Source organism: Candidatus Methylomirabilota bacterium, from assembly GCA_035764725.1.
Taxonomy (GTDB): Bacteria; Methylomirabilota; Methylomirabilia; order Rokubacteriales; family CSP1-6; genus DASRWT01.
This window is the reverse complement of the sequence record DASTYT010000057.1, coordinates 69,069-89,571: the sequence shown is the minus strand read 5'-3', so window position 1 is coordinate 89,571 and position 20,503 is coordinate 69,069. Positions and strand designations below refer to the sequence as shown.

Genomic DNA, 20,503 nt, shown 5'->3' with positions numbered 1-20,503 from the left:
CACCCCGCGCGCCGCTTCTACGAGACGGTGGGCTTCGGCGCCGCCCCGGACCGGACCCGGATGCTCGAGATCGGCGGCGCGCGGGTCCCCGAGGTCAGGATGCGCGGCGCGCTCTGATCGCGAGGGCTGAGGTATGCTTGGGCGGGTGGATGCCCGGATGCGCGCCGACGATGTCGCCAGGGGGCACGTGGTGTCGCGGCGCGAGGCGCTCGCGCTGCTGGGCGCGGCCGGTGTCTCGCTCCTGACGTCCGGCCCGGCGCGCGGGCAGAGCGCAGCGCCCGCCGCGGGATGCGTCGCCCGTCCCGCGCAGACGGAGGGTCCGTACTTCGTCGAGGAGGCGCTCAATCGCTCCGACATCCGCGTCGATCCGTCGGACGGCTCGGTCAAGCCCGGTACCCCGCTCGAGCTGACGCTCCTCATCGCCCGGCTCGGCCGCGCGGGCTGCGCTCCGCTCGCCGGCGCGCGCGTTGACGTGTGGCACTCCGACCACCTCGGCGTCTACTCCGACGTCAGCGATCCCGGGGGGAGCACGGTGGGGCGCAAGTTCCTCCGCGGCTATCAGCTCACCGATGGGGAGGGCCGGGTCCGCTTCCTCACCGTGTATCCCGGCGCGTATCAAGGCCGCACCGTGCACATCCACTTCAAGGTGCGCTCGCCCCAGGGCCAGCGTCCGGGCTACGAGTTCACCTCGCAGCTCTACTTCGACGACGCCCTCACCGACCGCGTGCTCGCGGGGCCGCCGTACAGCGCGCGCGGGCGCCGCGGCATCCGGAACGCCGAGGACGGGCTCTACCGTCGCGGCGGGCGCGAGCTCACGCTGGCGCTGGCGCCGCGCGACGGCGGCTACGCCGGCACGTTCACGATGGCGCTCGACGGGGCATGAGCGCTCCGGCGACACCGCGCCCCGAGTCCCGCACGCCCGAGCCCGCCCCCCGCGTCGCGCCCGTCGCGCCGCCGTTTCCCCCCGACCTCCGGGCGGTGTTCGACAAGATCATGCCGCCGGGCGTGCCGCCGCTCGCCCTCTTCACGACGCTGGCCCGCGTGCCCCGTGTCTACGAGAAGTTCCGCGCGGGCGGCCTGCTGGATCGCGGGCCCGTCTCGCTGCGCCACCGCGAGATCGTCATCGACCGGACCTGCGCGCGCTGCGGCTGCGCCTACGAGTGGGGCGTGCATGTGGCCTTCTTCGCGGAGCGGGTGGGCCTCACGCCCGAGCAGGTGCGCGCCACGGTGCGGGGCGGCGGCGAGGATCCCGCGTGGACCGACGAGGAGCGGCTGCTCGTGCGGCTCGTCGACGAGCTGCACGACACCGCGAGGATCTCGGACGGGCTCTGGCAGGCCCTGGCGGCGGCGTTCAGCGTGGAGCAGATCCTGGAGCTGATCGCGCTGGTCGGCTTCTACCACACGGTGTCGTTCTTCTCGAACGGCCTGCGGCTCCCGCCCGAGCGCTACGCGGCTCCATTTCCCCCCGAATGAGCGGCCGCGCCCGGCTGGTCGGCCTCGTGCTGCTCGCGCTCGCCTTCGATCCCGCCGCCGCGCAGGTCGCGCCCTCTCCGTCGGAAGTCGCCGGCTACAGGGGGCTCTTCGCGGCGGCGGCGAGCGGCGACGCAGGCCGCATCCCCGCCCTCGTGGCGGATGGCCAGCGTCCCGACGCGCGCGATGCCCGCGGGCGCACGCCGCTCCACGTCGCCGCCCACCGCGGCCACCACGCGGCTATGCGCGCGCTGGCCACGGTCGGGGCCGATCCCAACGCGCTCGACGCCGACCGGTACGATATTGTCACCATCGCCGCGGTCGCCGGTGACGTGCCGACCCTCGAGGTCGCCCTCGGCATCGGCAGCAGCCCCCGCAACGTCACCAGCCGCTACGACGGCACGGCGCTCATCGCCGCCGCCCATCTCGGCCACGTGGAGGTCGTGCGCACGCTGATCCGCGCCGGCGCGCCGCTCGACCACGTGAACAATCTCGGATGGACCGCGCTGATCGAGTCCATCGTGCTGGGCGACGGCGGCGCGCGCCATACCGATACCCTGCGCGCGCTGGTCGAGGCGGGCGCCAGCGTGAACCTCGCCGACCGCGAGGGGCGGACGCCGCTCGCGCTCGCGGAGGCGCGCGGCTACGACACCATGGCGCGGCTGCTCCGCCAAGCGGGCGCGCGGACGAGCGGCGCGACCTAGACACGGCGACGGCATGGCCACGGCGACGATCGACGGGCTCAAGGTGGAGTACGTGACGCGAGGATCCGGACCGGCGCTGCTCATGCTCGCCCCCGGGGGCTTCGATGCCTCGATGGACAAGTGGCGGTCGGGCACCGCGTGGAAGGGAATGGACGCGCTGGACGCGCTCGCCCGCGCCTTCACGGTGGTCGTCTACGACCGCCGCGAGGCCGGGGTCTCCGGCGGGCGCGTGGAGCGGCTCTCGTGGGCGCTCTACGCGGATCAGGCGCGGCATCTCCTCGACCATCTCGGGATCCACCGTGCCTTCGTGATGGGCGGCTGCATGGGCTGCTCGGTGGCGACCGCGTTCGCCGCACGCCATCCCGAGGCGACGCACGCCCTGGTGCTGCACTGGCCGGTGGGCGGCTACCGCTGGAAGCTCAACGGCGCCGATCGCTTCGCCCGTCACGCGCGCTTCGCCCGCGAGCACGGCCTCGCCGGCGTGGTGAAGCGGGCGCACGAGGGGCGCTCGTTCTGGGCCGACCCCGAGGCGGGGCCGTGGGCGTCGGTGATCGTGAGCGATCCCGCGTTCGCCGACCGGTTCGCCGCCCAGGACCTCGACCGCTACGTCGGCCTGGTTGCGGCCAGCGGGCGCGCGCTCTTCGATCGCGACATGCCGCCGGGCGCGGAGCCCGAGGAGCTGATGGCGATGCGCGTACCCGCCCTCATCGTCGCCGGCGACGATCCGGCGCACGCCACGTCGGGCGCTCACTATCTCCGCGAGCTCTTGCCGCAACCCGAGCTCTGGCCGGTGATGCCGCCCGAGCAGGCCACCGAGCGCGTGGTGGCGCGCATCCTCGAGTTCGGTCGCGCCCATCCCGTTTCGGGCGGGGTCTGATGCCCGCATCCCCGGATCGCCCGGCCGCGCCGGATTCGCCGGTCCGCGCCATTGCGGGGGACGAGGCGGCGGGGCCGCCGGAGCGCGGGATCGCCCTCTGCCTCTCCGGCGGGGGCTACCGGGCGATGATCTTTCACGTGGGCGCGCTGTGGCGGCTCAACGAGGCGGGCTATCTCCCGCGGCTCGCGCGCGTGTCCAGCGTCTCCGGGGGCTCGATCACCGCCGGCGTGCTCGGGCTCAAGTGGGCGCGCCTGGCCTTCGACGGGGCCGGCATCGCGCGCGGCTTCGGCGCGGAGGTGGTGGAGCCGCTGCGCGCCCTCGCCGGCCGCACCATCGACGCGGGCGCGATCGTGACCGGGGTGCTCCTGCCCGGCGTGAGCGTCGCCGACCGCGTGGAGTCCGCGTACACGAAGCATCTCTTCGGGGACGCCACCCTCCAGGCGCTGCCGGATTCGCCGCGCTTCGTCCTCAACGCCACCAATGTCCAGACCGGCGTGCTGTGGCGCTTCTCGAAGCCCTACATGGCGGACTATCGCGTGGGCCGCGTGCTGCATCCCACGCTGCCGCTGGCGCGCGCGGTGGCCGCGTCGTCCGCGTTCCCTCCGGTGCTCTCGCCGGTGGACCTCGAGCTGCGCGCGGGCGACTGGGAGACGCCGCCCGTCAAGGGCGCCGATCTCGCGCGCGAGCCCTACACCACCGACGTGGTGCTGTCGGACGGGGGCGTGTACGACAATCTGGGGCTCGAGACGGCGTGGAAGCGCTACGACACCATTCTCGTGAGCGACGCGGGGGGCGCGATGCAGCCGGAGCCGGAGCCGGAGCGCGACTGGGCGCGCCACGTGGTGCGCATCCTCGAGATCATCGACAACCAGGTGCGGAGCCTGCGCAAGCGTCAGCTCATCACGGCGTATCTGCGCGGCGACCGCAAGGGCGCCTACTGGGGCATCCGCTCCGACATCGCCGACTACCGTCTCGCCGCCGCCATGCCGTGTGCATCTGCTAGCACGTCTGCGCTGGCTGCCCTGCCCACGCGGCTCGCCCGCATGGAGCCCGAGCAGCAGGAGCGCCTGATCAACTGGGGCTACGCGATCTGTGATGCCGCCCTCCGCCGGCACGTGGACCCTGCGATCGCGCGGCCCGCGGGCTTCCCCTATCCCGCGGTGGGTGTGTAATGCGCGTCCCGCGCCCGTATACTCTGTACCTCACGAAGGAGGGCTCCGATGGCAAAGACGCTCTTCATGGTGATCGAGCACTTCAAGAACGGCGACGCGGTGCCCATCTACCGCCGCTTCCGCGACAAGGGGCGGATGCTGCCGGCCGGGGTGGAGTACGTGGGGAGCTGGGTGACGCCGGAGCTCACGCGCTGCTATCAGCTCATGGAGGCCGAGAGCCGCACCGCCCTCGACGCGTGGGCGGAGAACTGGACCGACCTCGCGGACTTCGAGGTGCATCCGGTGATCACGTCGCGGGAAGCGATGGAACGCGTCGGGCCCAGGCTCTGAGCCATGATCCGGAAGCTCTCGTCGGGAAAGTACCGCCTCTACTCGCGTACGAAGGATCCGAAGACGCGCAAGCGGAAGAACCTCGGCACGTTCGCCACGCGCGCGGCGGCGGAGAAGCACGAGCGCGCCGTCCAGTACTTCAAGCGGCACTGAGGAGCGATCCCATGCGCTGGCACGCTCTCGTCCTCGGCTGGATCCTGGTGCTGGTCTCGGCGTTCGAGGCCGGCGCCGCGCCGCCCGCTTCCCCCTACGCGGGCCAGGAGTCGCGCGCGATCAAGGCCCTGTCGCCCGAGGAGATCCAGGACCTTCTGGCCGGCCGCGGCATGGGGCTGGCGAAGGCGGCCGAGCTCAACCGCTATCCGGGGCCGCGGCACGTGCTCGAGCTGGCCCACCAGCTCGGCCTCTCCGCCGAGCAGCGCGCCGAGACCGAGCGCATCTTCGAGGCGATGCAGACGGAGGCCAGCCGGCTGGGCGCCGAGATCGTGGCGCGTGAGCGCGACCTCGACGGGCGTTTCGCCGCGGGGACCATGGCCGCGCTCGAGCTGGAGCGGCGCCTGGACGAGCTGGGCGCGCTCGAGAGCCGCCTGCGGATGGTGCATCTCCGCGCGCACCTGGCACAGCGTGATGTCCTGACCCCGGCGCAGCGGCGGCAATACGAGGTGCTGCGGGGGTACGACGCGACGCCACCGGCGCAGGCGCCGGCGCATCCGGGACATTCCCACTGATCGAGCCTTGACCGCGCGCGGGCGGGACTCCTGCCCATCGCCGCTGTGTTATCGTTAGCTCCCATGCCGGTGCCCGCCGCAGTACGTGACGCCATCCTCGCCCCACTCAATGACGCACAGCGGGATGCGGTGACCTCCATTCAGGGGCCCGTGCTCGTCCTCGCGGGCGCGGGGAGCGGGAAGACGCGGGTCATCGCTCACCGAGTGGCGTACCTCCTCGCCGTCGAGGGCGTGCACCCGCGCAACGTGCTCGCGGTGACCTTCACGAACAAGGCGGCGGAGGAGATGCGGCACCGCGTGGAGGACCTCGTCCTCCCCCTGGGCATCCGGCCGCCCCTCATCGCCACCTTCCACTCGGTCTGCGTGCGCATCCTGCGCGAGCACGCCCCGCGCATCGGTCTGCCCCACGCCTTCGTGATCTACGACGAGGACGACCGGCTCACCCTCGTGCGCGAGGCCATGCGCGAGCTGGACATGGACGAGCGCGAGTTGACGCCCGCCTCGGCAGTGCACCGGATCAGCCACGCCAAGAATCACATGATCTCGGTGGAGGAGGCGGAGCGGCTGGCCCGGACGCCCCGAGAGGAGCGCGTGGCGTCGCTCTACCGCATGTACGAGGCGCGGCTCCGCGCCGCGCAGGCGGTGGACTTCGACGATCTCCTGCTGCTGGCGGTGCGCCTGTTCGAGACCTCGCCGGCCACCCTCGAGTGGTACCGCGGGCTCTGGAAGTTCGTGCTCGTGGACGAGTACCAGGACGCCAACCGCGCCCAGTACCGCCTGGTCTCGCTGCTCACCGAAGTGCATCGGAACCTCTGCGTGGTGGGCGATCCCGATCAGTCCGTGTACCGGTGGCGGGGCGCCGACCTCCGTAACATCCTCGACTTCGAGAAGGACTTCCCCGACTGCCGGGTGGTGCCGCTCGAGCAGAACTACCGCTCGACCAAGCAGATCCTCCGCATGGCCTCCGCGGTGATCCGCAACAACACCGCCCGCAAGGACAAGCGCCTCTGGACGGAGAACGCGGAGGGCGAGCGCGCGCAGGTGTACCGGGCGTGGGACGAGAACGAGGAGGCGGCCTTCGTCGCCCGCGCCATTCGCGCCCTGCGCGACCAGGGCGTGGACTACCGCGACACCGCCATTTTCTACCGCACCAACGCGCAGTCGCGCGTCCTCGAGGACGCGCTGCGCCGCGCGAGCATTCCCTACCTGATCGTGGGCGGCGTGCGCTTCTACGAGCGACGCGAGGTCAAGGACGCGGTGGCCTACCTTCGCCTCCTCGTCAATGGCCGCGACGATATCGCATTTCGGCGGGCAATCGCGGCGCCCGCGCGCGGCATCGGCAAGACCAGCCTCGACCACCTGGACGCGGAGGCCCGCCGGCGCGGGATCGGGCTGCTCGGGGCGTGCGCGGAGATCCCGCCGGAGATCGGGGCCAAGCCGCGCCGGGCCCTCGAGGAGATGGCCCGGCTCATCGCCCGCCTCACCGAGCGGCGCGCCGCGATGACCCTGCCCGCGCTGATCGACGAGGTGCTGGCGGAGTCCGGCTACCGCGACGCGCTCAAGGCAGAGCGCACCGCCGAGGCCGACGCGCGACTCGAGAACCTGGAGGAGCTGGTGGCGGCCTCCGAGGAGTTCGTGGCCGCGCGCGAGGCCGAGGGCTCGTCCGCCGACCTGCCCGCCTTCCTCGACTCGATCTCGCTGATCGCGGACACCGACGAGCTCGATCCGACGACGACCGGCGTGACCATGATGACGCTCCACTCCGCCAAGGGCCTCGAGTTCCCCATGGTGTTCCTCACCGGGCTCGAGGAGGGGGTGTTCCCGCACTCGCGCTCGATGAACGATACCGAGGAGGTAGAGGAGGAGCGCCGCCTCTGCTACGTGGGGCTCACGCGGGCGCGCACCCGCCTGTTCCTCTCGTACGCGATGCACCGGCGCATCCAGGGCTACGGGGTGGGGGAGCCCTCGCGCTTCCTCCTGGAGATCCCCGAGGAGGAGATCGCGCTCCTCAACGGCCGGGCGAGCACACCGCGCACGCCCGCGCGGCCCGCCGCTCCCGCGCCCGCGGAGATCGACGAGAGCCTGCCCTTCCAGGTGGGCGCGCGGCTCCGCCACGCCCGGTGGGGGGAAGGCCTCCTGGTAGGGATACAGCGTGAAGGTGAGGACATCATCGCCACCGTGCATTTCGCGAGCGTGGGCCGCAAGCGCCTCTCCCTCCAGTACGCCCACCTCGAGGAGATCTGAGGTGGCGGAACCGCGGATCTCCCCGGAGGACGTGCGCCACGTGGCGCGGCTGGCCCGGCTCGCCCTGTCCGACGACGAGCTGGAGCGCATGCGCGCCGAGATGAGCGCGATCCTCGACTACATGGACAAGCTGCGATCCCTCGACACCACGGGCGTTGAGCCCACGTCCCATGCGGTCCCGCTCCGCAACGTGATGCGCGAGGACGAGCCGGTGCCGTCCTCGCCGCTCGACGACATGCTGGCCAACGCGCCCGACCGCGACGGCGACACCTTCCGCGTGCCGCGCATCATCGAGGAATAGATGCTCGCCGCCCTCAGCATCGAGGCCCTCGGCGCCCGCTTCCGGGACGGCAGCGCCACGCCGAGCGCGGCCGCGCGCGACTACCTGGCGCGGATCGAGGCGCTCGACCCGAAAGTACGCGCCTTCATGACGGTGACGCCGGATGTCGCCCTCGCCCAGGCCGCCGAGGCCGACGCGCGCTTCGAAGCGGGCGCGCCCCGTGGCTCCCTCGACGGCGTGCCCATCGCGCTCAAGGACGTGCTCTGCACGCGGGGCATCCGCACCGCCTGCGGGTCGAAGATCCTTGAGAGGTTCGTGCCGCCCTATGACGCCACCGTGGTGCGGCGGCTGCAGGAGGCCGGCACGGTGCTCCTCGGCAAGCTCAACATGGACGAGTTCGCCATGGGCTCGTCCACCGAGAATTCCGCGTTCTTCACCACGCGCAATCCCTGGGATCTCGGCCGCGTGCCGGGCGGCTCCTCGGGCGGCTCGGCGGCCGCGGTCGCTGCCGATCTCGCCGCCGCCACCTTCGGCACCGACACCGGCGGATCCATTCGCCAACCCGCGGCCTTCTGCGGCAACGTTGGGCTCAAGCCGACCTACGGGCGCGTGTCGCGCTACGGGCTCGTGGCGTTCGCCTCGTCGCTGGACCAGATCGGCCCGTTCACGAAGACGGTGGCCGACGCCGCGCTGGTGCTGCGGGTGATCGCGGGCGCCGATCCCATGGATTCGACGGCGGCGGTGGTGCCGGTGCCCGACTACCGCGCGGCGCTCGCGGGCGGGGTCGCCGGCCTGCGCATCGGCATCCCGCGCGAGTACTTCATCGACGGGATGGACCCCGAGGTGGAGCGCGCGGTGCGGGCCGCGGTGGACGTGCTGCGCGGGCTGGGGGCGAAGACCGAGGAGGTCTCGCTGCCCCACACCGAATACGGGCTCGCCGCGTACTACCTGATCGGCCCGGCGGAGGCCTCGTCGAACCTCGCCCGCTACGACGGCGTGAAGTACGGGCTGCGCCTGCCCGGCGCCCGCGACGTGATCGAGATGGAGAGCCGCACGCGCGCGGCGGGGTTCGGGCGCGAGGTCAAGCGCCGGATCATGCTCGGCACCTACGCGCTGTCCGCCGGCTACTACGACGCGTACTACGGCCAGGCCCTGCGCGTCCGCACCCTGGTCGCGCGCGATTTCCAGACCGCGTTCCAGACGGTGGATGCGATCGTGGCGCCCACCACCCCGGGCGTCGCGTTCAAGATCGGCGAGAAGGAAGACCCGCTGCAGATGTACCTCAACGACGTCTTCACGATCCCCACGAGCCTGGCCGGCCTGCCCGGGGTCTCGTTGCCCGCCGGGTTCACGCTGGCAGGGCTGCCCATCGGGCTCCAGGTCATCGGCAAGGCGTACGACGAGGCCACGGTGCTACGCGTCGCCCACGCCTACGAGCGGGCGACGGACTGGCACGCCCGGAAGCCCGCGCTGTCATGAGCGGCCCCTACGAGACGGTCATCGGGCTCGAGGTGCACGCGCAGCTGCGCACGCGCACCAAGATGTTCTGCGGCTGCTCGACCGGGTTCGGCGCCGCGCCCAACACGCAGACCTGCCCGGTGTGCCAGGGCAATCCCGGCAGCCTGCCCGTCATCAACAAGCGGGCGATCGAGTTCGGCATCCGCACCGCGCTCGCGCTCGGCTGCACGGTGAATCTGCAGAACCGGTTCGCGCGCAAGCACTACTTCTATCCGGACATGCCGAAGAACTACCAGATCAGCCAGTACGAGGAGCCGCTGGCGGAGCATGGGACGCTCGAGGTGGCGGCGGGCGGCGCCCCGCGCGTGATCGGGATCCAGCGCCTGCACCTCGAGGAGGACGTGGGCAAGCTCGTCCACGAGGGCGAGTTCGCCACCGCGCGCGCCAGCCACGTGGACTACAACAGGGCCGGGGTGCCGCTGATGGAGATCGTGTCGAAGCCGGACCTCCGGTCGCCCGAGGAGGCCGGCGCCTACCTCCGCGCCCTCCGCGCCATCGTGGTGTACCTCGGGGTCTGCGACGGCAACATGGAGGAAGGCTCGCTCCGCTGCGACGCCAACGTGTCTCTTCGGATAGCAGGCTCCGACGTTTTGGGCACCAAGGTCGAGATCAAGAATCTCAACTCGTTCCGCCACGTCCAGCATGCCCTCGAGTACGAGGTGAAGCGGCAGGCGCAGGCGCTGGACGTGGGGGAGCGGCTGACCCAGGAGACGCGGCTTTGGGATCCGGAGCGCGGGCGCACGGTGGCCATGCGCTCCAAGGAGTTCGCGCACGACTATCGCTACTTCCCCGAGCCCGACCTGCCGCCCCTGGACCTGGCCGCGACCGAGGTCGAGCGCCTCCGCGGCGACCTGCCCGAGCTGCCCGCAGCCAAGCGTGTCCGCTTCGTCCAGGCTTACGGCCTGTCGCCCCATGAGGCGGAGCTCCTCGGCCAGGGGCGGGGCCTGGCCGACTACTTCGAGGCCGCGGCGCGCGAGTCGGGCAAGCCCAAGGCTGTCGCCAACTGGGTGCTGAACGAGCTGCTCCGGGAGCTGCCCGGGGACGACGACGCCGCGGTCGCCGCATGCCCCATCACGCCGTCCCGCCTGGCCGGGCTCCTGGCGCTCATCGACGACGGGACCATCAGCGGGAAAATTGCCAAGGACGTGTTCGAAAAGATGTTCCGGTCGGGCGAGGATGCCCGGGCCATCGTCGGCCGGGAGGGGCTCACCCAGGTGGCCGACACCGACACCCTGGCCGGAGTGGTGGACCAGGTGCTGGCCCAGCACGCCAAGGTCGTGGAGGACTGGCGGAACGGCAAGAAGGCCGCGCTGGGCTTCCTGGTGGGTCAGGTGATGAAATCCACGCAGGGCAAGGCGAATCCGGCGGTGGTGAACCAACTTTTGGGGGAGAAACTTCCGAAAGTATAGAAGCTTACGTAGAATGGTCGGCAGGCCATGATCAGGCTCCACCACGTGGGAAAGACCTTTGGCGCCGGCCCCGCCAAGCACACGGCCCTCGCCGACATCACGTTCGGCATCGACAAGGGCGAGTTCGTCGTCCTCAACGGGCCGAGCGGCGCGGGCAAGACCACGCTCCTCCGGCTCCTGTATCGCGACGAGGTCCCCACCGAAGGCGACGTCGAGGTGGCCGGCTTCGACGTGCCCGCGCTCAGCCGTCGCCGCATCCCGCGGCTCCGCCGCTCGATCGGCATCGTCTTCCAGGACGCCAAGCTCCTCGCCGGCCGCACCGTGTTCGAGAACATCGCCTTCGTCCTGCGGGTGATCGGGACGCCGCGCAAGGAGGTCACGCCGCGCGCGTTCACCGCGCTCAAGGCGGTGGGGCTGTCCGCCCGCGCCCAGGCCTATCCGGCCCAGCTCTCGCAGGGCGAGGCGCAGCGCGCCTCCCTCGCGCGCGCCATCGCGAAGTCGCCACAGCTGCTCCTCGCCGACGAGCCCACCGGCAACCTGGACGAGGAGATGGCGGACGAGATCCTCGACGTGATCGAGGACATCTGGCAGCGCGGCACCACCGTGCTGCTCGCCACGCATCAGGCCGCCCTCGCCGAGCAGCTCAAGCGCCGCACCCTCACCATGCGGCAGGGCCGCCTCCTCAAGGACGAGGGGTAGATGCTGGGATTTCTGGCGGGCGAGGCGGCGCGCGATCTCCGCCGCGCCGGGCGGGTCGGCCTCTCCGCCATCCTCCTGATCACGCTCTCGCTGGCCGCACTCGGCTGCTTCTGGCTCCTCTCGCTGAATCTCGGCCGCGCCGTGGAGCAGTGGCGCGAGCGGGTGCGGGTCGTCGCGTATCTCCGCGAGGAGCCACGGGGCGCCGGGGTGGACGATCTGCTCGCGCGTGTCCAGGCGCTCGACGGCGTGCAGCGTGTGCGCTTCGTCTCGCGGGCGGAGGCCCTGTCCTCGCTCAAGCGCTCCCTGGGCGCCCAGGCCAGCGTGGTCGATCAGCTGCCCCGGAATCCCTTGCCCGCCTCCCTCGAGGTGACGCCGACGCCCGAGGCGGCCACGCCGGACGGCACCCGCGAGCTCGTGCAGCGTTTGTCCGCGATGAACGAGGTGGACGAGGTGCAGGGCGGGGCGGAATGGGTGGAGAGCCTCGCGCAGTGGCAGCGGCTCTTCCAGCTGACCGGCCTCGGCGTGGGCGCGGTGCTGGCGCTGGCCGCCATCCTCACCGTCACCACCGCCACCACGCTCGTGCTCCACGCGCGACGCGACGAGATGGAGATCATGCGGCTGGTCGGCGCCACCGAGGCGGTGATCCGGCTGCCGCTCCTGTTGCAGGGGATGACCCAGGGGCTGCTGGGCGCCGCCCTCGCACTCGCGGCGCTCGTGGCCGCGCACGCGGTGTTCGCGCCGCGGCTCGAGCCGCTGCTCACCCTCACCCTCGGGCTCGCCCGCTCCGTCTTCCTCTCCCCCGCGCAGATGGCCCTGCTCCTGGCGGGCGGGGCCATGCTCGGCGCCTTCGGCGGCCTCCTCGCCAAGGGGCGGGCCTACTCGTGATCGCGCGGATCCTTCCCGGCCTCCTCGCCGTTGTCTTCGCGGCGGGCCTGGCCGGGGCCCAGGGGCACGCCAAGCGCGAGGGCCCGGATCTCGGGGACAGTGAGCGCACGCTCCAGCAGAAGCAGCGGCAGCTCAAGGAGGAGCGGGCCAAGGTCGCCCAGGCCAAGAAGCGGGAGGCGTCGATTTTGGCCGAGCTCGAGGAGACCGAGAAGCAGATCGGGGTGAAGCGCCGCCAGGTCGCCGTGCTCGATACTCGCGTGAAGAAGGCCCAGGCCGATGTCTCGGGACTCCAGGGTGAGATCGGCCGGCTCGAGGTACAGCGCGCCGGGCAGGAGGAGGTGCTGGGGCGCCGGCTCCGCCTCCTCTACAAGCTCCAGTCGCAGGGCGGCGTGCTGCCGCTGGTCCTATCCGGGGACGATCCGGTGGCCCAGGCTATCCGGCTCCGGCACCTGACGACGCTGGCGACGGTAGACGCCCGCTCGATTCGAGAGTATCGTAGTACTTCAGAGGGTTTGGCCGACCGAAAAGTGCGTGTCGAGGCCCGCCGCGTCGAGCTGGCCTCGCTCAGGAGCCAGGCCGAGGAGGAGCGGGCGGAGGCCGATCAGGAGGCCGCTAAGCGGCGGGCCCTCCTGGCCAAGGTGCGAGACGAGCGCGCATCCCACGAGCGGCTCGTCGGTGAGCTCTCGGACGCCACGCGGCGTCTCGAAGCATTCATCCGCGACCTTCAGATGAAGCAGCGGGCGGCGGTGGCACGGCCCTCGCCATCGCCGTCACGACCGGGAGCGACGCCGCGCGAATCGAGCGGCCCCGGGCTGGCGAGTGTGCGGGGGCGGCTGGCGTGGCCCGCCGAGGGCAAGGTGGTCGCGGAGTACGGGGCGCAGGTGCATCCCCGATTCGGAACGAAGACGTTCCGGAACGGGATCGACATCGAGGTGGCCGAGGGAACGGACATCAAGGCCGTGTACCCCGGCCATGTGGTGTACACAGGCTGGTTCCGGGGATACGGAAACCTGATCATCGTGGATCACGGCGGCGAGTACTACACCCTTTATGCACACGCCGCCGACATCAAGGTCAACGAGGGTGATGACGTCAAGCAAGGGCAGAGCATCGGCACGGTGGGCGACACCGGCTCGCTGCAGGGACCGCGCCTCTACTTCGAGGTCCGGCACCAGGGCAAGCCGCAGGACCCCGCTCAGTGGCTGAGACCGAAAGGATAGTCCGAATGAAAAGCGTGAAGAAGGTGGCGGTCGTGTCGGCTCTGCTTCTGGTGCTGACCCTCTCCCTGGGCGGGGGGGTCGCCAGCAAGAGCCAGGATACCTCGGCGACCTACGAGAACCTGCGGCTCTTCACCGAGGTGCTCTCGATCGTCCAGAGCCAGTACGTGGACGAGGTCCCGCCGAAGGACATCATCTACAACGCGATCAAGGGCACGCTCCGCGGCCTCGATCCCCACTCTTCCTTCCTCGATCCCGAGATGTACCGCGAGATGCAGGTGGAGACCTCCGGCAGCTTCGGGGGGCTCGGCATCGAGATCACGCTCCGCGACGACATCCTCACTGTGGTGGCGCCCATCGAAGGCACCCCCGCCTATCGCGCGGGCATCCAGCCCGGCGACCGCATCGTGAAGATCGAAGGCATCTCCACCAAGGACATGCAGCTCACTGACGCGGTAAAGCGCATGCGCGGCAAGCCCGGGTCCAAGATCACCATCAGCGTCGTGCGTGAAGGCTGGACCGAGCCCAAGGACTTCGACATCACCCGCGAGCAGATCCGCGTGCAGTCGGTGAAGTCGCAGGAGCTCGAGACCGGCATCGAGTACATCCGCCTGCGCCAGTTCCAGGAGCAGACCGCCCAGGACATGGAGGCCGCGCTCGACAAGTTCTCCAAGGGCGGCAAGGTCCAGGGCCTGGTCCTCGATCTCCGCAACAATCCCGGCGGCCTCCTCACCTCCGCGGTGGAGGTGTCGGAGAAGTTCCTCGACGCCGGCAAGCTCGTCGTCTATACCGAGGGCCGCGTGCGCGCGCAGAACATGCGCTTCCAGGCCAACGCGCGGCGCGTGTACACGGACTTCCCGATCGTGATCCTCGTCAACCAGGGCAGCGCCTCCGCGTCCGAGATCGTGGCGGGCGCGCTGCAGGACTGGGGGCGCGGCATCGTGCTCGGCACCCAGAGCTTCGGCAAGGGCTCGGTGCAGACCATCATCCCGCTGTCGGACGGCTCCGGGCTCCGGCTGACCACCGCCAAGTACTACACGCCGAAGGGCCGGTCGATTCACGGCAAGGGCATCACCCCCGACATCATCGTCGATGGCCCGAAGACCACCGCGGCGGCTGCCGCTCCCGAGGGCGGGACATCCCCGGCGCCCCAGCAGCCGCAACCGCCCCAGCACAAGCCGGGGCAGCCCTCGGTGGAGACCAAGCCGGCCGATGAGCTGAAGCGCGATCCGCAGCTGCAGCGCGCGCTCGACCTGCTCAAGGCGATGCGCATCCTGGACCGGTCGCGTCCGCCGGCGGGGTCGCAGGCTCAAGCTCGATAGGACGCGGCGGGATGCCGGCCGGAGTGTGGAAGGCTCTGGCCGGCATCATCGCAGCGCTATTGATCGCCGTGGTCGCGCTGGATCAGTGGCAAGCGCGGCACGGACTGGCCAGCCTCTTCTGGAATCCCGGACGGCCCGCCGCCGAGGCGCGGCCGATCCGGACGGCGCCGACACTGCCGCCGGCCCCGCCCGTCACGGATGGCGCCCCTCGCCTGGCCATCATCGTCGATGACCTCGGGAGCCGGCGCGACGTGTTCGATCTCGTCCGCGAGCTGGGCCGGCCGGTCGCGGTCGGCGTGCTCCCGGATCTGCCGCTCTCGGCGTGGATCGCGGCCGAGGCATCGCGGGTCGGCCTGGAGGTGCTGGTGGCCCTGCCCATGGAGCCGTACCGCTACCCCGAGCTGGATCCCGGGCCGGGCGCGCTCATGATGGCGATGTCCTCCGCGGAGCTCTCGCAGCGCGTGTCCGCGCATCTCGTCGCGCTGCCCTCCGCAATCGGCGCCACCAATCACATGGGCTCGCGCATGACCGAGGATCGCGTGCGGATGCGCGCGGCGCTGGAGCCCTTGGCCGAGCGGCGGCTCTTGTTCGTGGACGCGCTCACGAGCAATCATTCGGTGGCCTTCGACGAGGCGCGGGCGCTGGGCCTGCGCGTGGGGCGCCGGCAGGTCGTGGTGGATCCCGCCGGCGGCGAAGCGGGCGAGCGCGAGCGCCTGGAGGAGGCGGGGCGTCTGGCTGCGGAGCGCGGTGAGGCGGTCGTGCTCGCGCACGGCCATCCCCTGACGCTGCGGCTCCTCAAGGAGTACGTGCCGAAGTGGGAGACGGCGGGTATCCGCGTGGTGCCCGTCTCGCAGCTGACCCGATAGCGACGAGAGGGCGGGCGCGACCGATGCTGGTGCTGGGGATCGAGACGTCCTGCGACGAGACGGCGGCCGCCGTGCTGGATGGCGGCCGCAAGGTGCTGGGGCAGGTGGTGGCGTCGCAGGACAAGGTGCACGGGCCGTATGGCGGCGTGGTGCCCGAGCTGGCCTCGCGCCGGCATCTCGAGGACATCCTGCCGGTGGTGCGCGGCGCGCTGTCGCAGGCCAGCGTGCGTCTCGAGGAGGTCGAGGGCATCGCGGTGACCCAGGGGCCGGGGCTGGTGGGCTCGCTGCTCATCGGCTGCTCGGTGGCCAAGTCGCTCGCGTACGTGCACCAGGTGCCGCTGGTCGGCGTGAATCACCTGGAGGGCCACATCTATGCGGCCTTCCTCCAGGACCCGGCGCCGGAGTATCCGTTCCTCGCCCTGGTCGTCTCGGGCGGCCACACCGCGCTCTACCTCGCGCGGGCGCCGCGGCAGTACGAGCGCATCGGCCAGACGCGTGACGACGCGGCCGGCGAGGCCTTCGACAAGGTGGCGAAGCTGCTCGGGCTCGGCTATCCCGGTGGGCCCATCATCGAGCGCGTGGCCCGTGGCGGGGATCCCAAGGCCGTCTCGTTCTCGCACGCGCGGATGAGCGACGGCGCGCCCGACTTCTCGTTCAGCGGGATCAAGACCCAGGTGTCGCTCCACGTGAAGCGGCAGGGGCCACTCCGCGAGCCTCAGGTGGCGGACGTGGCCGCCTCGTTCCAGGCCACGGTGGTGAAGATGCTCGTGCGCAAGACGGCGGCGGCGGCGCTCCGCACCGGCACCCGGCGCCTCCTCCTCACCGGCGGGGTCGCGGCCAACGGCGCGCTTCGGGATGCGTTCCACGCGGAATGTCGCGAGCGCGGCTGGGAGCTCTACGTGCCCTCGCGGCAGCTCTGCACCGACAATGCCGCCATGATCGCGGCGGCCGGCCACGATCGCCTCGTCGTAGGGGAGCGCGCGTCCCTCACCATGAACGCCGTCCCGGACCTGCTGCTCGCCTGACCCCATGACGGCCCGGCTCGACTACGAGGCGCTGGTGGCGGGGCTGCCCGACGCGGTGGTCGGCGTGGACGCCGAGCTCCGCATCGTGCTGTGGAATCCCGCCGCCGAGGCGCTGCTCGGGCGCTCGGCGCGCCGCGTGACCGGCAGGACGCTCAAGGAGGTGTTCCCGCCGGAGACCTCGCTGGCCCGGCATCTCGCCGATACCCTCGCCACCGGGGAGAGCCGGTCGGAGTCGGAGGCCGTCGTCGAGAGCGCCGACGGCCGGCCGGTGCACGTGAGCGTGATGACGGCGCCCCTGGCCGGGCGTGGCGGCGCCGTCACGGCGGCGGTGGCGGTGGTGCGCGACATCTCGCGGCTCCGTCAGCTCGAGGCCGAGGTGCGGCGCGGCGAGACGCTGGCCGCGGTGGGGCGCGTGGCGGTGGGGCTGGCCCACGAGATCCGGAACCCGCTCGGCGCCATCCGCGGCGCCGTGCAGCTCCTCAAGCGCGAGCTGGGCGACGAGGCGCATTGGGGCGAGTACACCGAGGTGCTGCTCAACGAGGTCGGGCGCGTGAATCGCATCCTCGAGATGCTGCTCGACCTCGGGCGTCCGGTGTCGCTGCGCCCGGTGCCCCTCAACATCCATCAGCTCCTCGAGCGGGTCGCCCTGCTCTCGGAGGAGATGGCGAGCGAGCGCGGCGTGCAGATCCACCGCCGCTACGATCCCAGCCTGCCGCCCATCCTCGCCGACGAGGACCGGATGCTGCAGGTCATCCACAACCTCGTGCGCAACGCCATCGAGGCCATGCCCCGGGGCGGCAAGCTGACGCTCATCACCCGGCTGAGCATGAATCCGCTCTTCGCCAAGGTCGATCTCGGGGCGGGCCAGCGCAGCATGGCCGAGGTGCAGGTGGTGGACGAGGGCGAGGGAATTCCCGAGGCGGCGCGCGCCAAGCTCTTCACGCCGTTCTTCACCACCAAGGAGCGCGGCCTCGGGCTGGGACTCGCCCTCTGCCACCGGATCCTCGAGGAGCACCGGGGCGCCATCCAGATCTCGAGCGAGCCCGGCCGCGGCACCGCCGTGACCTGCTTCGTTCCCATCGCCCGATGAGCGAGCGCGTGGCCCACGGGCACATCCTGATCGCGGACGACGAGGACGGGCTCCGCTGGGTGCTCGAGAAGGGCTTCCGGGGGGCCGGCTACACCGTCACCGCGGTGAAGGACGGCACCGCGGCGCTGCGCGAGACGGAGAGCCAGGCCTTCGACCTCGTGCTCCTCGACGTGCGGATGCCCGGCATCGACGGCCTGACGCTCCTCGGCCAGCTCCGCGCGCGCCGGCCCGACGCCCTGATCGTCATCATGACTGCGCACGGCACGATGGAGACGGCGGTGGCCGCGATGCAGCAGGGCGCCTACGACTACCTCGCCAAGCCGTTCGACCTGGACGAGGCCCTCCTGCTCGCCGAGCGGGCGCTGTCCGCGCGCCGCCTCACCCAGGAGGTCGCCTCGCTCAAGAGCGGGCTCCGGGAGGTGTGGGAGTTCGGCGCCCTCGTGGGCCGCCACCCCACCATGCAGGAGGTGTACAAGACCATCGGGCGCGTCGCCGCCAGCGACGTGAGCGTGCTGCTCCGCGGAGAGTCGGGCACCGGCAAGGAAGTGGTGGCGCGGGCTCTCCACCACTACAGCCGGCGCGCGGGCCGGCCCTTCGTGGGCATCTCGGCGGCGGCCATTCCCGGCACTCTGCTGGAATCCGAGCTGTTCGGCCACGAGAAGGGCGCGTTCACCGACGCCAAGGAGCGGCGGCTCGGCAAGCTCGAGCTGGCCCACGGCGGTAGCGTCTTCTTCGACGAGATCGGTGACATGCCGCCGGAGCTGCAGGTGAAGCTGCTGCGCGCGCTCCAGGAGCGGGCCTTCGAGCGCGTGGGCGGCCACGAGCTGATCCGCATGGACGTCCGCGTGCTGGCGGCCACTCACCGAGATCTCGAGGGCATGATGAAGGAGGGCCGCTTCCGGGAGGACCTCTTCTACCGCCTCAACGTCGTGTCGCTCTCGTTGCCCGCCCTCCGCGAGCGCCGGCAGGACATCCCCCTCCTCATCGAGCATTTCCTCGCCAAGTACGCGCAGTCCCTGGGCGAGCGCATCATCGCGCCCGAGGCCATGGATCGCATGGTCGGCTACGATTGGCCGGGCAACGTGCGCGAGCTGGAGAACGTCATCCAGCGCGCGATGGTGATGGCGGGGTCGGGGGTGGTGCTCCCCGAGCACCTGCCGATCGGCCCCGTGTCGGCGGCGGCCGGCGTCGCCCCTGACTCGACACTCGAGGAGATCATCGAGCGGAAGATGCACGAGTGCGTGCGCGGCATGCGTGGCCACGCCTCCGCAAACCTCCACGCCCTCATGGTAGGGCTGATGGAGAAGCCGCTGCTCCGCGCCGTCATGCGCGAGACCAAGGGCAATCAGGTCCGCGCCGCGCAGCTCCTCGGCATCAACCGCAACACGCTGCGCAAGAAGCTCAAGGACTACGGCATCGACCCGGATGCCGCCTAGCCGTCCTGCCGCGGGCACCCTACGGTAGTTGAGGGAGCGGTCCCGAGTCGCGCCGCGCTAGCGGGGGAGTCCGAGCAGGCGGTCGCCGATGATGTTCCTCTGAATCTGGTCGGTGCCGCCGGCGATGCCGAAGCGGTGGGCGAAGAGGGTCTGGAACGCCCATCGCCCGTCCTCCGGCGCCCGGCCGTCGCCGCCCCAGAGCTGGGAGTAGGGGCCCAAAATGGACGCCGCGACCTCCGCCATCTGCTTGTAGGCGTCGGTGAAGGTGAGCTTGAGCACCGAGCCCTCCGCGCCCACCGGAATCCCCGCCAGCTCGCGCGTCACGTAGCGGAGGTTCGTCAGCCGCAGGGCGCGCCCCGCGATCACCAGCTCGGCGAGGCGCTGGCGCAGCACGGGATCGCCCGCGCCCTGCCGACGCGCGAGGTCGAGCACGCGATCGATGAACAGGTGGAGGTTCACCATCCCGCCGATCGATTGCCGCTCGTACATCAGGATGGTCACCGCGACGTCCCAGCCCCGGTGGAGCGTGCCCAGCAGGCGGGAGGCGGCCACGCGGGCGCCGTCGAAGAACACCTCGTTGAACTCGGAGTCGCCGGTGAGCTGGCGGAGCGGCCGGATCGTGATGCCGGTCGCGTGCATGTCGACCAGGAGGCAGGAGAGCCCCTTGTGACGTGTCGAGCCGGGGTCGCTTCGCGCGAGCAGGATGCAGTAGTCGGAGCGGTGGGCGTTGGAGGTCCACACCTTCTGGCCGGTGATGACGAAGTGGTCGCCGTCGAGAACCGCGCGCGTCGAGACGTTGGCGAGGTCGCTCCCCGCGTTGGGCTCGGAGAAGCCCTGGCACCAGATCTCGTCGGCGGCGAGGATGGGACGGAGCCAGCGCGCCTTCTGCTCCGGCGTGCCATGCACCATGATGGCGGGCGCGACCATGCCGAGCCCGATGGTGTTGACGCCCGGCGGGGCCCCCGCCGCGATCAGCTCCTCGGCGAAGATGAGCTGCTCGGTCAGGGTCGCCCCGCGCCCCCCGTACTCCCGCGGCCAGCGAAGGCCCACCCAGCCGCCCTCGTGCATCCGTCGGTGCCAGGCGCGGCAGGCGTCGAACGACTTGTCCGGATGCAGGGTGAGCTCGTCGTCCGACGGCGGATACGTCGCGCGGTGCTCCGGCAGATGCGCGGCGAGCCAGGCGCGCAGCTCGGCCCGGAACCCGGCCTCCGCGGGGGAGTCGGCGAAGTCCATC

At 71.5% G+C, this 20,503-nt stretch carries 21 protein-coding genes; 20 read left to right on the top strand and 1 reads right to left on the bottom strand.

Annotated elements, in window-relative coordinates; translation table 11 throughout:
* Positions 1-157 precede the first annotated feature (157 nt).
* From VFX14_10825 to VFX14_10730, 20 genes are all read left to right on the top strand, one after another.
* Positions 158-883 (top strand): twin-arginine translocation pathway signal protein, encoded by a 726-nt coding sequence (locus VFX14_10825; GenBank protein ID HEU5190173.1) that lies wholly within the window; start codon positions 158-160, stop codon positions 881-883.
* Positions 880-1,473, top strand: a complete 594-nt coding sequence (locus VFX14_10820) for a carboxymuconolactone decarboxylase family protein (GenBank protein HEU5190172.1) — start codon at positions 880-882, stop codon at positions 1,471-1,473. Before VFX14_10825 ends, VFX14_10820 begins: the two co-directional genes overlap by 4 nt.
* The gene (locus tag VFX14_10815) at positions 1,470-2,174 is read left to right on the top strand and encodes an ankyrin repeat domain-containing protein (protein HEU5190171.1); all 705 of its coding nucleotides are present in this window, start codon (positions 1,470-1,472) and stop codon (positions 2,172-2,174) included. The genes VFX14_10820 and VFX14_10815 overlap by 4 nt, the downstream gene beginning before the upstream one ends.
* A 13-nt stretch (positions 2,175-2,187) precedes the next feature.
* The gene (locus tag VFX14_10810; protein ID HEU5190170.1) at positions 2,188-3,051 is read left to right on the top strand and encodes an alpha/beta hydrolase; all 864 of its coding nucleotides are present in this window, start codon (positions 2,188-2,190) and stop codon (positions 3,049-3,051) included.
* Positions 3,051-4,223, top strand: coding sequence for a patatin-like phospholipase family protein (locus VFX14_10805; GenBank protein HEU5190169.1), 1,173 nt, complete (start codon positions 3,051-3,053; stop codon positions 4,221-4,223). The genes VFX14_10810 and VFX14_10805 overlap by 1 nt, the downstream gene beginning before the upstream one ends.
* A gap of 48 nt (positions 4,224-4,271) precedes the next feature.
* On the top strand, positions 4,272-4,553 hold the full coding sequence (locus VFX14_10800) for a DUF3303 family protein (GenBank protein HEU5190168.1): 282 nt from the start codon (positions 4,272-4,274) through the stop codon (positions 4,551-4,553).
* A 3-nt stretch (positions 4,554-4,556) separates the two neighbouring features.
* Complete coding sequence (locus VFX14_10795; protein ID HEU5190167.1) at positions 4,557-4,706, top strand: hypothetical protein; 150 nt, start codon at positions 4,557-4,559, stop codon at positions 4,704-4,706.
* Positions 4,707-4,717: 11 nt separating this feature from the next.
* The gene (locus VFX14_10790) at positions 4,718-5,278 is read left to right on the top strand and encodes a Spy/CpxP family protein refolding chaperone (protein ID HEU5190166.1); all 561 of its coding nucleotides are present in this window, start codon (positions 4,718-4,720) and stop codon (positions 5,276-5,278) included.
* Between the two features lie 63 nt (positions 5,279-5,341).
* The gene (locus VFX14_10785) at positions 5,342-7,522 is read left to right on the top strand and encodes a UvrD-helicase domain-containing protein (GenBank protein HEU5190165.1); all 2,181 of its coding nucleotides are present in this window, start codon (positions 5,342-5,344) and stop codon (positions 7,520-7,522) included.
* Between the two features lies 1 nt (position 7,523).
* Positions 7,524-7,823 (top strand): Asp-tRNA(Asn)/Glu-tRNA(Gln) amidotransferase subunit GatC, encoded by a 300-nt coding sequence (gene gatC / locus VFX14_10780; protein HEU5190164.1) that lies wholly within the window; start codon positions 7,524-7,526, stop codon positions 7,821-7,823.
* A complete protein-coding gene (gene gatA, locus VFX14_10775) occupies positions 7,824-9,281 on the top strand; it encodes an Asp-tRNA(Asn)/Glu-tRNA(Gln) amidotransferase subunit GatA (GenBank protein ID HEU5190163.1) in 1,458 nt (485 codons plus the stop codon).
* Positions 9,278-10,729 carry an Asp-tRNA(Asn)/Glu-tRNA(Gln) amidotransferase subunit GatB gene (gene gatB, locus VFX14_10770; protein HEU5190162.1) on the top strand — a complete coding sequence of 484 codons (1,452 nt, stop codon included), beginning with the start codon at positions 9,278-9,280 and terminating at the stop codon, positions 10,727-10,729. The genes gatA and gatB overlap by 4 nt, the downstream gene beginning before the upstream one ends.
* A 27-nt stretch (positions 10,730-10,756) precedes the next feature.
* Positions 10,757-11,428, top strand: coding sequence for an ATP-binding cassette domain-containing protein (locus VFX14_10765; protein ID HEU5190161.1), 672 nt, complete (start codon positions 10,757-10,759; stop codon positions 11,426-11,428).
* On the top strand, positions 11,429-12,313 hold the full coding sequence (locus VFX14_10760) for a permease-like cell division protein FtsX (protein HEU5190160.1): 885 nt from the start codon (positions 11,429-11,431) through the stop codon (positions 12,311-12,313). It abuts the gene before it with no gap.
* Positions 12,310-13,533 (top strand): peptidoglycan DD-metalloendopeptidase family protein, encoded by a 1,224-nt coding sequence (locus VFX14_10755; protein HEU5190159.1) that lies wholly within the window; start codon positions 12,310-12,312, stop codon positions 13,531-13,533. The genes VFX14_10760 and VFX14_10755 overlap by 4 nt, the downstream gene beginning before the upstream one ends.
* Before the next feature lie 5 nt (positions 13,534-13,538).
* A complete protein-coding gene (locus VFX14_10750) occupies positions 13,539-14,852 on the top strand; it encodes a S41 family peptidase (GenBank protein ID HEU5190158.1) in 1,314 nt (437 codons plus the stop codon).
* An 11-nt stretch (positions 14,853-14,863) separates the two neighbouring features.
* Positions 14,864-15,718, top strand: coding sequence for a divergent polysaccharide deacetylase family protein (locus tag VFX14_10745; GenBank protein ID HEU5190157.1), 855 nt, complete (start codon positions 14,864-14,866; stop codon positions 15,716-15,718).
* A gap of 23 nt (positions 15,719-15,741) precedes the next feature.
* Positions 15,742-16,743 carry a tRNA (adenosine(37)-N6)-threonylcarbamoyltransferase complex transferase subunit TsaD gene (tsaD, locus tag VFX14_10740; protein ID HEU5190156.1) on the top strand — a complete coding sequence of 334 codons (1,002 nt, stop codon included), beginning with the start codon at positions 15,742-15,744 and terminating at the stop codon, positions 16,741-16,743.
* 4 nt (positions 16,744-16,747) lie between these two features.
* Entirely contained in the window at positions 16,748-17,833 is a 1,086-nt protein-coding gene (locus VFX14_10735) for an ATP-binding protein (protein ID HEU5190155.1), read from the top strand.
* Positions 17,830-19,269, top strand: coding sequence for a sigma-54 dependent transcriptional regulator (locus VFX14_10730; protein ID HEU5190154.1), 1,440 nt, complete (start codon positions 17,830-17,832; stop codon positions 19,267-19,269). Before VFX14_10735 ends, VFX14_10730 begins: the two co-directional genes overlap by 4 nt.
* 57 nt (positions 19,270-19,326) lie before the next feature.
* On the opposite strand, the gene VFX14_10725 is transcribed toward VFX14_10730, so the two are convergent.
* The gene (locus VFX14_10725) at positions 19,327-20,502 is read right to left on the bottom strand and encodes an acyl-CoA dehydrogenase family protein (protein ID HEU5190153.1); all 1,176 of its coding nucleotides are present in this window, start codon (positions 20,500-20,502) and stop codon (positions 19,327-19,329) included.
* Position 20,503: the final 1 nt, after the last annotated feature.

Bases quoted from the DNA above. Each gene is read 5' to 3' on its own strand.
- VFX14_10790 (HEU5190166.1), top strand. From the start codon at position 4,718: ATGCGCTGGCACGCTCTCGTCCTCGGCTGGATCCTGGTGCTGGTCTCG.
- VFX14_10745 (HEU5190157.1), top strand. From the start codon at position 14,864: ATGCCGGCCGGAGTGTGGAAGGCTCTGGCCGGCATCATCGCAGCGCTA.
- gatA (HEU5190163.1), top strand. From the start codon at position 7,824: ATGCTCGCCGCCCTCAGCATCGAGGCCCTCGGCGCCCGCTTCCGGGAC.
- VFX14_10725 (HEU5190153.1), bottom strand. From the start codon at position 20,502: ATGGACTTCGCCGACTCCCCCGCGGAGGCCGGGTTCCGGGCCGAGCTG.
- VFX14_10730 (HEU5190154.1), top strand. From the start codon at position 17,830: ATGAGCGAGCGCGTGGCCCACGGGCACATCCTGATCGCGGACGACGAG.
- gatB (HEU5190162.1), top strand. From the start codon at position 9,278: ATGAGCGGCCCCTACGAGACGGTCATCGGGCTCGAGGTGCACGCGCAG.
- VFX14_10765 (HEU5190161.1), top strand. From the start codon at position 10,757: ATGATCAGGCTCCACCACGTGGGAAAGACCTTTGGCGCCGGCCCCGCC.
- VFX14_10815 (HEU5190171.1), top strand. From the start codon at position 1,470: ATGAGCGGCCGCGCCCGGCTGGTCGGCCTCGTGCTGCTCGCGCTCGCC.
- VFX14_10785 (HEU5190165.1), top strand. From the start codon at position 5,342: ATGCCGGTGCCCGCCGCAGTACGTGACGCCATCCTCGCCCCACTCAAT.
- VFX14_10820 (HEU5190172.1), top strand. From the start codon at position 880: ATGAGCGCTCCGGCGACACCGCGCCCCGAGTCCCGCACGCCCGAGCCC.
- VFX14_10825 (HEU5190173.1), top strand. From the start codon at position 158: ATGCGCGCCGACGATGTCGCCAGGGGGCACGTGGTGTCGCGGCGCGAG.
- VFX14_10810 (HEU5190170.1), top strand. From the start codon at position 2,188: ATGGCCACGGCGACGATCGACGGGCTCAAGGTGGAGTACGTGACGCGA.
- VFX14_10760 (HEU5190160.1), top strand. From the start codon at position 11,429: ATGCTGGGATTTCTGGCGGGCGAGGCGGCGCGCGATCTCCGCCGCGCC.
- tsaD (HEU5190156.1), top strand. From the start codon at position 15,742: ATGCTGGTGCTGGGGATCGAGACGTCCTGCGACGAGACGGCGGCCGCC.
- VFX14_10735 (HEU5190155.1), top strand. From the start codon at position 16,748: ATGACGGCCCGGCTCGACTACGAGGCGCTGGTGGCGGGGCTGCCCGAC.
- VFX14_10800 (HEU5190168.1), top strand. From the start codon at position 4,272: ATGGCAAAGACGCTCTTCATGGTGATCGAGCACTTCAAGAACGGCGAC.
- VFX14_10805 (HEU5190169.1), top strand. From the start codon at position 3,051: ATGCCCGCATCCCCGGATCGCCCGGCCGCGCCGGATTCGCCGGTCCGC.
- VFX14_10750 (HEU5190158.1), top strand. From the start codon at position 13,539: ATGAAAAGCGTGAAGAAGGTGGCGGTCGTGTCGGCTCTGCTTCTGGTG.
- VFX14_10795 (HEU5190167.1), top strand. From the start codon at position 4,557: ATGATCCGGAAGCTCTCGTCGGGAAAGTACCGCCTCTACTCGCGTACG.